General features: G+C 51.0%; 4 protein-coding genes. 2 read left to right on the forward strand and 2 right to left on the reverse strand.

Annotation, left to right across the window (positions count from 1 at the left end):
• The first annotated feature begins 116 nt into the window (after positions 1 to 116).
• Positions 117 to 1,238 carry a DNA topoisomerase IV subunit A gene (locus AB1756_07565; protein ID MEW5807185.1) on the forward strand — a complete coding sequence of 374 codons (1,122 nt, stop codon included), beginning with the start codon at positions 117 to 119 and terminating at the stop codon, positions 1,236 to 1,238.
• Positions 1,239 to 1,298: 60 nt separating this feature from the next.
• Complete coding sequence (locus AB1756_07570) at positions 1,299 to 3,482, forward strand: hypothetical protein (protein MEW5807186.1); 2,184 nt, start codon at positions 1,299 to 1,301, stop codon at positions 3,480 to 3,482.
• 33 nt (positions 3,483 to 3,515) lie between these two features.
• Here the strand turns inward: AB1756_07570 and AB1756_07575 are convergent, their stop codons facing one another.
• On the reverse strand, positions 3,516 to 5,336 hold the full coding sequence (locus AB1756_07575) for a S8 family serine peptidase (protein MEW5807187.1): 1,821 nt from the start codon (positions 5,334 to 5,336) through the stop codon (positions 3,516 to 3,518).
• Positions 5,337 to 5,395: 59 nt separating this feature from the next.
• Positions 5,396 to 7,864 (reverse strand): PP2C family protein-serine/threonine phosphatase, encoded by a 2,469-nt coding sequence (locus AB1756_07580; GenBank protein MEW5807188.1) that lies wholly within the window; start codon positions 7,862 to 7,864, stop codon positions 5,396 to 5,398.
• Between the last annotated feature and the right edge of the window lie 167 nt (positions 7,865 to 8,031).

Here is an 8,031-nt window from a genome sequence, read left to right on the forward strand (position 1 = left end):
CGAGATATTTTAGATGAAATTCCTCCATTTGCAATAACAAAATTAGAGATTATCTCTTTCTTGATAAATGATGATAGAATTCTTAACCGAAAATTTTCATGCGTAGAGGGCATGGCATGAAGGGTGCAAAAGTTAAGGGAAAAGTGAACAAACTGACCGTGGAAGCCATCAGGGGCTCGGCGGCGGAGATTCATTCTAAGATTGCGAAAAAAAATAAGCCGGAAATGAAATTCCCTGTGAGATCTCTTTCCAACGTCCGGTACGATTCCGGCGTTGGCTATTTCGAGATCGGAAGGCAGAAGAAGGTCAGGACGCTGACCGTCAATACCGTGAAAACCTTTGCTCAGATGCTCCGTATGATGGCACTATCAAAGGAGCTCGTCGAGACGAATGATTTTGCCACGAAGAGGGATGCCTACTATCAGTCCAAGAACTGGGGCGACGCCATGTTCCACGAACAGGTCGAATCGGATACTGTCATGGATGACATCGAAGCCATGTTCTCGATGCAAAAAGTATCGAGAGAGCAGTTGCGGTTCATCCCCGATGAGCATGGCGGTTCAGTGGCGGGGGAATTGCTGGTATTTGACAGGGACCTGGAGACGGGGAAGGTCGAGAAGATCGACTGCACAAGGTTCGGCTCTGGAGCCTACACAATTCCAAGCCTCGTCGAGCATCTTGAATTCAAGACGAAGGCGAGGTTCATCCTCTGCATCGAGACAGGTGGTATGTTCCAGAGGCTTCAGTCACACAAGTTCTGGAAGAGAGCAAACTGCATACTTGTATCAATGGCTGGCGTTCCGACGAGAGCAACGAGGCGGTTCGTGCGGCGACTCTCGGAATCGGCGAATATCCCGGTACATGCTTTTGTGGACTGCGACCCCTACGGAATCTCGAACATATACCGGACCCTTAAAGTCGGTTCCGGAAATGCCGCCCACATCAATCAATTCTTCTGCGTCCCCGGCGCAAGTTTCCTTGGAGTGTCGCCGCAGGACATCGCCGATTACAAATTACCCACCCATCCGCTCAAGGAAGTGGACATAAAGCGGGCGAAGGATGCCCTGAAGAATGACCCCTTCTTCCATATCCACAGGCCCTGGGCAAAGGCAATGGAGCAGCTCATCAAGATGGGCGTGCGAGCCGAGCAACAGGCACTCGCTAAGTGGGGGCTCAATTACGTCATCGACACATATCTTCCCGAGAAACTAAAACATCCTGAAAGATTCCTGCCGTAGATGAACACAACAGGAATATCTTATGCTTTGAGAGTATAATCATCTCAAAAAGGGGGGAATATGAGAAGACCGATTACTCTCATCATACTTTTCATTATTGCAATCATTCCAGACACACTGGTTTCTCAGGAAGAGGGGTTCCCATGGGGCGAGTGGGTTCAGACGACCCTGACGAGCACGGCCACCTTGCTCCTTCCCCCGCTTGCCGGAGAGATTTCTTCCGTTGCCCTCGGGTTGAACTGTGAAAATTACACGGGGGTCGTACAGTTCAAGCTTGCAGCTATGGAATTCGAGACGCTCGAGAAGATGGCGAGTGACTTCGATAATCCAGATCTCGAGGCCCGCCTTGAACTGATAAGATGCCTTCGAGAGACGCTCCTCCCCGCCTGCCAGGGGGATGAAGCCGCGAGGGCCAGACTCAGAGATTGCGTCAAGAGGATAAGAGTGAGGATGTCTGGAATAGCTTCAACTCCGCCGACTTCCACTCCTCCACAGCCGGAGGGTGGAAAAGACGAACCTCCAACCGGAGAAGGTGGAGTGGGTGAGATACCTCAGCCGCCAGGAGGAGAGGCCGGAGCAGGTGGGGAACCACAGGCTCCGCAACAGCCTGAAGGAGGAACCGTTCCCGGGGATGAAGATGTCAAAAAGCTCAGGGAACACACGCAGAGAGTGGAGGATTGCCTGAAGGAATGCGAAGAACTGAAAGAGAAACTTGAAGAGTTGAAGAAGCAGCTTCAGGACAATCTGGGGCGACAGCAGGATCTGCGGAATCAGATAGAGAAAGCAACGGCAGATTACAGCAACCAGTTTGATAAATGTAAAGTCCTCGTCTTCGAGGATAGAAGAAATGGAAATGTCTATACGGGCGCGAGAGGTTCAGGCGGTCCTGATCTGAGGGAAGCCGGATGGTTGATTCCACCGGACTGCCAGGCAAAATTGAACAACATCAGAAAAGGAATCGCAAAGATGCAGGAGCAGCTTGCCGGCTTGCAGGGACAGGCTGATGCTCTTCAGAAACAGATGGCCGATCTTGAAGCCCAGCTTGCCGAATGTCTGAAGAACTGTGAGGAACTGAAGAACCGGTGTCTCACGACGGCGGGAGCCTTGAGAGAATCCATGCAACATCGGATTGTTTCTTCGGCAGCCATCGAAGCTCTGGCTGCTTACGATTCAACCGCTGACTGGATAAGAAAAATCTGCAAGGATGGTTCCTATGAGGTCTTTGAAAGAGAGAAAGCATGGATCCAGACGGAGATCATCGGTCTCGAACTGCATTCCAGTTCGCCGCTCCCCTGGGGAATAATCATCAATGGAAATACTGACTGGGTGAGGCTTGGATTCCAGGCTCAGGATCCCATGTTGAAAGCAAGTGGAGCTTTTTCTGGAGGTCTGTACGTTCCGTCCAGTGCGACATCGGCAGAAGGAGAGAAGACAGAAGTGCTTCACCGGAAGCCGACCCAGCCGGAAGAGATTCCCCGAAGCATCAGATTAATCGCTCCTTCTTCCACTGCTTCAGGAGAGCGACTTACTCTTGCCGTCACCGATGGATCTGGTGCGTTCCTGTCAGGTGCCGTCGTGGCAACAGACAGCGGCGAAATGTATAGAAGCGATGAGCACGGAAGGATCATCATCCCGTCTCTAACGGTGGAAGCCGATTTCATCTCATTCTATGCACCGGGAACAGACTCTTTCCCTCTAACAGTCCGGATCGTCAGATTAAGGCCACCGGTCCTGGAAAAAGATGCTCCGCTTCGAATCGAGTCGGCCCCGGACATCGTCCAGGCCGCCACAGCATGCGAAGTCCATGGAGCAGGATTCGATGGACTTGCCGAAAATACTGAAATCTCCATCGCCGGGAGGACGATCGTGCCTATCGCCGAATCGGTTATTTCCATGAAGTTCGAAATCCCGAAAGATATCGCGCCGGGTTCGTACACGGTAGCCATAAGGGAGAAAGGAAGAAAACAGGCAGAAATTCCGATTCTATGCATCCGATTGAGCCTGACAGCAGATAAGCTCGAGCTGAAGAAGGGGGAGTCCACGAAGGGAAGAATCACGATAGTCGGGACGGATAAACCCCTTTCCGTGGAGATAACAAACTACACTCCGCTTAGCGTCTCTGTCGATAGAAAGATCGTTGAAGTGAAGAACGGGATGGCGGAATTTGAGATCAGGGGTATACAGACCGGCACCTTCAGCATTGGCACCGGCGCAATCAAACTGAAAACAGCCAATCAGAAATAGCAACGGGAAAAGAACTTAGGGTAATGCCGTTCCTCAAGGGATGGATTCGATGAACATCTCGTCGATGGAGATTGTATCCGTCTTGAAGTAGCCTTTTGTCCGGTTTTTATCCATGACTCTAATATATATTGTGCCGCTCAGCGCTGATGGAAGAGCGTAGGACTGGAGCTTTCCATCATCCGATGTCTTGGAGACCGTGAGCATATCCGTGTAGGTAACGTTATCGGTCGAGTAAGCAAAGACAAAGTCGTCTCCTTCAGAGTTTGCAGTGTGATAGGCCTCCACCCGGAAGTAGACCTTGCTCCCACCCGTCACGTTGATCTTCCACTTGTGTTCGAGAAGGCTCTTCCTTGCCTTTGCACTCCCCGATTTTGGTTGCTGAATTTCGGTGATTGATTCATAGAAATTGTCACTTGCACCAAGAGCAGCATAAGAATTGGTAACGGTGCCGGTCACAGGGATGTCCTGATTGGGATAGTCCTTAATTCCGGGGACTGGCGGGGGAGCCATGTCGAGGGCTTTCCAGGCATTGATTCTGCCGTAACCGGTGTTGTTGTCGAATCCGGGAGCATCGATATCATCGGCGGAATCTTTTAGTATCTGCCTGACATCGACGTTGGTTAAGCTGTTGTTGTAAGAAAAGAGAAGACCAGCCGTGCCAGCAACATGTGGAGCCGCAAAAGATGTTCCGCTTCCTGAACCATAGTTGTTTCCTATCGTCGTGCTAAGGATGTCAGAACCGGGGGCCGCGACCTCGATCTCCGGTCCAGGATTGGAGTAATAAGCCCTGTTGTCATACCTGTCCGTGGCGGCAACCGCCATGACGTTTGGATTTCTGGCAGGATAGGAAACGGAAGATCCGTTGTTCCCGGAAGCGCAGTCGATGAAAACTCCTTTCTGATTGTAGGCATAGTCCAGCGCATCATCGATCGCCTGCGTCTGCCCGACGGAAAGACTCATGGTGATGATATGCGCCCCATTGTCAGCCGCGTAGATGATGGCGTCATCGAGGACTGATCCGTTCGGCGCGCTCGTTCCCACCTTCAGCGGCATCATGCTGGCACCGTCGCTGTAAAAGCCTCCAGCCACTCCAGCCACTCCGGTCCCGTTGTTCGTCCTGGCTGCGACTATTCCTGCGACCTGCGTTCCATGACTATTCGTGCTCCTTGGATCGCCATCGTTTCCTTCGAAGTCCCAGCCATCGTAATCGTCAACATAGCCATTGGCATCATCATCCTTGCCATTGCCGGGGATCTCATCCTCGTTCTTCCAGAGATTGTCGACCAGGTCCGTATGGTCGATGTCCGTACCGCTATCAACGATGGCAGGGACGATCATGGGATTTCCCGTTTCGGTGTCCCAGGCTTCCGGAGCATCGATATCGCCGTCCACTTTCCCCCCGGACTGTCCAGTATTGTGGAGTCCCCATTGCTCGCCGAACCTTGTGTCATTAGGAGTAACCTCCCATCGGCCCATCGTCTGTGGCTCTGCATACTTCACCAGTCCCGTCACGGTGAACTTCTCGATGATGTCAAACAAATCAACTTCAGGTGAGAGCTTCAGATCGTAGATTCCAAGGTCGTTCACATTCACTATACGCAACTCATTCATCCATGACGTATCGATGTTGTTTTCCTTCAGCATCCTGACGAATGTGGCGAAGTTTCCGACCTCGGGAAGGAACCGGACGGAGATGATGTCAGGGATGACCTCATAAAACTGCCCGGCATCCTTCTGAAACCATTTTCCATCCTTATAGATGAACTCCTTCTCACCAATTTTCTGGGGACCGGCGTAGGCAGCCAGCGAAAATATCAATAAAAGGGCAAAGAAGACATTAAAAGATTTTTTCATCTTTTCCTCCCCGTTTTTCCTTCATTTTTAAATAAATATACTCTGAACCTGTTTTTTTATCAACTAGGAATGTGATGCTGAGATTTGATGATGATGCTGGTAGCGTCGTCTAACCTCTCCTCCGTTCCTGAAAAGCTCTTGAGTTCTTCAAAAAGGGATTCGGCGATCTTCTGTGCACTCCGGTCCCGATTTTGGGCGACCGTCTCCTTCAGTCTGACGCTGCCAAACTCCTCCCCCATCTCGCTCAGGGTCTCGAGGACCCCATCCGTCACAAAGATCAGGATATCGCCCGTTTCCATCGCAACGCACCCCTCTCGAAATTCGACGGCATCCAGCATTCCCAGGGAGAGGCCTCCATCCTTCAGTTCAATGCATTCTCCATTTCCTTTCAGGAGAATGGGATAGGGGTGTCCCGCATTGATATATCTCATCTCGCGTCCATCATTTTGGAACATGCCGAAGACAAGAGAGATGAAAGCATTTTCCGTGGAAACCTTCCTCAAACGCGTGTTGACCATTTCGAGCAGTTCCACGATTCTGACCGGCCTGGTATAGGAGTGGAGAATGGCATTCAGAGAGGATATCATGAGCGCAGCCGGCATTCCTTTTCCGGAGGCATCGGCGATGATGACGGCCAACTCATTCTCGGAATATTCGATGAAGTCATAGTAATCTCCGCCCACTTTTCCTGCCAGCCTGCTTACGACGCCGAAGTCAAGATCCTTTCTGGAGGGGAGAGAGGCCGGGAAGATTTTTTTCTGAACTTCGGAGGCGATGGAGAGTTCCCGCTCCATGAGCTCTTTCTTGATGAGTTCCTCGGTATATCCTTTTATCCCTATAGCCATCTGATTAAGGGCTCCTGCCACCATTCTGTACTCATCCCTGCTCCGGACGGGAATCTCATGGTCAAAATCGCCGCGGCTGAAGTGATGGGCTCCCTCCACGATGGCCTCGAAGGACCTTCTCATGGTTCTGTTTATCATGTAACCCATGATGCTCGAAAGGATGATGGCAATAAAGGCGAAGAATGATGCCAGCGAGACGAGCCCGTAGATAACGGCCATATAGATGAGGGAGGAGGATTCGTTCCCCGAAAAGTATTTAAGAGGCGAGGTGAAGATGGAGCCGACGACAAGATAATTCCCGCTATTCCAGTCGATCGCGAGGATGGGAATTCTACCCTCCTGAAGGATCTGCATCACTTCATCGAACGTCAAGCTTATTCCTGTATCACCTTCTCGCAACTCCCTCACGACGGAAGCCCGTTCTCCTCCAGGCTGGAACAGGAACTGGTATCCCTCCGGGGAGATATCGCTGAAATCCTGGAATTCCAGGGGGACATACGTTCGGTAGTTAACTTTGAAGCGGTCCAGGGTCTCGGTCTTCACTCCCTTCAGAAAGATCTTCCTGTTCTCCTTGAAGATCCAGGTCTTCGCTCCGTCTTTCAGCCACTTTGGCTGCAGGAGATTGGAAGGGCGGATGTAAGCCGCGTTTGCTGACGAAGCGGCAACGAGCGGCTCTCCGGAATCCGGCTGGAGAACAGTGATGAAGACAGAGGGGCTGGAAAATTTCAGGCTGAGGACATCTTCATATTTCTGAGCGATTCCGTTCAACGTCGATGTCATTTCCTCTAAAGAGGAGACATCTTTCAACAATCCTTTAGCTTCCAGCGAGATCTTTTGAGTGGTGCGATGGAGCGTCCCTATGTTTTCCCTCCAGAGCAGGAAGACGGGCAGCATCTTCCCCTGCAGGAAGAAATTTAGCCATATCAGAGAAACGAGAATGATGATGGGGATGATCGTGAGGAAGAAGTAAGAGGTCGCCGTTTTCATCCTCGTCTTGCGGCTTCCGAGAATCAGGGAGACCGGGAGGAAGAGAGTCACGGCAAGGGATACCGAGAAGAGAATCCTCAAGAGAGATTCGAAGAAGAGCGAGGAAGTGAGCCAACCGGGACACCACGCAGGGTGGAAGAGCGTCTCCTTGCTCATCGTTAAGAAAAAGGCCCATCCTGCGAGAAGGCCGATAAAGAGCCAGAATTTGAACAGCTGCGTGGGCCAGTCATAGAAGGAGCGGGAGATTGCATAGATGAAGGTGTAGATTATCAGCAGGATCGAAAATCCTCTCTGCAGGGAATTGCCTATTAGGATAAGCAGAAGAATGGTAAGGAAAAAAGCCGAGGTCTTCCCTCCGTTTTTAAGGGAGGAGGCAATGAAGCTGGAAACGGCGAGAACGGCGGAGGCAAAGATGGCAACCTCGGCGATCGATCCCATGAGCGGGTGAAGAAACAAACGGCCCGTCTCGGTGCTGATCGAAGAAGAGCAGATGTTGCTAAGGATGAGGACCAGAGCTGCAAGGGAAAAGAAGGCGAGGATCTGGCTTTCCATCGTGATCTGCCACCTCTCCATCTTTTCAGAGAGCAGAACGACGAGGATGGCGAGGAAGAAAAAGCTGAAAAAGGAAGCGGGATTGATCACCAGAGCCAGGAGCCCCAGCATGGAAAGAAGGGTGTAAAAAAACTTCTTTTTCATAATAGGAGCTTTAGCCGTTTCCGCCATAAGTATACACTATTCCAGATGGAATGATCTTGTTGATGCAAGCTTTCATCTGGTAGAATGTAAAACTTTGTTGAAATCAGAATAAGGAAGAGATTCAGCAATGGATCCATGGTCTGGGGGCTGATGGAGAGAAAATAACG

It is taken from the genome of Acidobacteriota bacterium, assembly GCA_040752675.1.
In the GTDB taxonomy this organism is placed as follows: domain Bacteria; phylum Acidobacteriota; class Polarisedimenticolia; order JBFMGF01; family JBFMGF01; genus JBFMGF01.

Coding starts and splice junctions, on each gene's coding strand:
- AB1756_07570 (MEW5807186.1), top strand. CDS start 1,299: ATGAGAAGACCGATTACTCTCATCATACTTTTCATTATTGCAATCATT.
- AB1756_07565 (MEW5807185.1), top strand. CDS start 117: ATGAAGGGTGCAAAAGTTAAGGGAAAAGTGAACAAACTGACCGTGGAA.
- AB1756_07575 (MEW5807187.1), bottom strand. CDS start 5,336: ATGAAAAAATCTTTTAATGTCTTCTTTGCCCTTTTATTGATATTTTCG.
- AB1756_07580 (MEW5807188.1), bottom strand. CDS start 7,864: ATGAAAAAGAAGTTTTTTTACACCCTTCTTTCCATGCTGGGGCTCCTG.